Origin of the sequence: Asaia sp. SF2.1, from assembly GCF_000505765.1 — a bacterium.
GTDB lineage: Bacteria > Pseudomonadota > Alphaproteobacteria > Acetobacterales > Acetobacteraceae > Asaia > Asaia bogorensis.
The window spans coordinates 130,936-132,824 of sequence record NZ_AYXS01000051.1; the positions used below are offsets into that span (position 1 = coordinate 130,936).

At 59.0% G+C, this 1,889-nt stretch carries 1 protein-coding gene and 1 pseudogene; both read left to right on the forward strand.

What is annotated here, in order from left to right:
* The first annotated feature begins 90 nt into the window (after window positions 1-90).
* Window positions 91-318, forward strand: coding sequence for a hypothetical protein (locus P792_RS35540; protein ID WP_023980045.1), 228 nt, complete (start codon window positions 91-93; stop codon window positions 316-318).
* A gap of 96 nt (window positions 319-414) precedes the next feature.
* Window positions 415-1,889, forward strand: a pseudogene (locus P792_RS37885) (hypothetical protein); the annotation flags it as partial.

A 1,889-nucleotide genomic window follows, 5' to 3' on the forward strand; every position in this document is an offset into this window, starting at 1 on the left:
ACTTGTGACAAAATGTTTGGCAGCATAAGCCACAAGCCATTTTCACAGGGTCTTTGTGCCCCGTTTGACGATTTATAACCGGAAACAACAATGTCAGATATTTCAGCTGCCTCTTCGCTCTCCGCCGCGCTGCGTCAGGCGACAAGCACGAGCGCGCACGCATCCTATGCTGCAAGCCGCCACGGTACCCTGTCATCTCAAGCTGTCGCCGAAACAGCCAAATCCGGAGCAGTACAATTTTCTGCTGGCGGGGGCTTGTCCGCAACCTCTGCACGAAGCGGCTCGACCATCACCCAGATTCTCGATTTTCTGGCCTGACCTGATAGCGCCCATGTCCTGCCAGATAGAAAGAACGCCCGTTACCGCAGGCGTCTGCACTGGAGATATCGGCCACGCTCATTGGGCGGACCGGCCGTGTCGCATCTGAATTTCAAGGCAATCGGGAAAGCCCTGCGCCTCGCACCTGCCGCGTTGCTTTCAGGCCTTGTCTTTGTGGCGTCCGCAAGGGCCGATCACAGGCATACGCTTCAAGGACGCAAAGAGCTGCACCCGCATACGCGGCCTGCCCAGCCGCGAGAAATACCAGACCAGAAAGAGCATCTGCCTGATCGGATTTCCGGGAGTGACCTTGTGCAAGGCCTCCCCCCTTCGTGGCGTGCAACGCTTCTGAATGCTCCTGCAGCTTCACCTACGGAGAAGACAGACAGCAGGCCCAAACCCGCCCCTGCACCCCTGCCCGCTGTCACAGCGGCGACCGCGCCCTCAGGGGCCGATCTGCCCGTGGCAACGCCACAGGCATCCCAGGATCGGGTCCTGCTGCCTATCCCGCCCAAGACTGGCATCGCGGCATTCGAGAGCGGGGATCGCTTTATCGTCATCGTTGATAACGCCATTCCGATGGACACGTCCGCGATACATGGAGACGGCGTTTTTTCGTCCCTGAGCGTCGATGTATTGCCAGACGCCACCATAATCCAGCTGCGCAGATCAGACAGCCGACCGCTCTTTCTGTCACAACAGAGCGATGGTTGGGTGCTGGGGCTCAAACCGCCGCTCGATATTCCCCAGCAGGATCGACGCACTATAAACCCTCACGTCGTCGCAACGGGTGTCCTGTATCCGATGCGCCGCAGCGGACGCGTTCTATCTGTATCTGACCCGGCCTCGGGCGCACGCCTTTTGATTGGCACCTCCCTTCTCGATGATGGGGGCGTTACATCCATGCGACGTACACCGGGATACGATGTGTGGCCGACCAATGAGGGCGTCGTCGTCTCTGCACGTGACGCCGAAATCACTCTATCCGCCGTCCCTTCTGGCCTTCTGCTCAATCGAGACGGACACAGCATGGTGGATGATGGACAGGCAGTCTATGCCAACGACATCGATCTCGAGTGGCTTGCCCTGAAAGATCTTGGCGATACCGCTCTGCGCCAGAGATTTCATGACGCTTTCCTCGCAGCAGCAGACTCCAGCCCCTCCAAGCGCTTCGAGGCTCGCGTGAAAGAAGCGCAGGCAGCCTTCAGCATGGGAGCATTCACCGAGGCGAGAGGCATACTGGCCGTTGGGCTCAGAGACGATCCAGAGGAAATCGGCCGTCCGGAAATAAGGTTCCTGACTGAAGCAACAGCGCTGATGAGTGGCGATCTTGAGGACGCCTCGGGATTGGATGGCCCATGGCCCGAGAAACAGCAACGAGCGGCGCAGTTATGGCGGGCACTCTATCTTGCTCAGGCTGATCAAATCGATGCGCGCGGCACCCATCGCCTCGTGCTTGATCTCGATCGGATCAGGAGTTACCCCACGAACGTGCGGGATATTTTGCTGCCCCTCGCTGCCGAAACGATTGCGCGCAACGCTACGCCCACTGATCTGCCCGCCTTGAACAA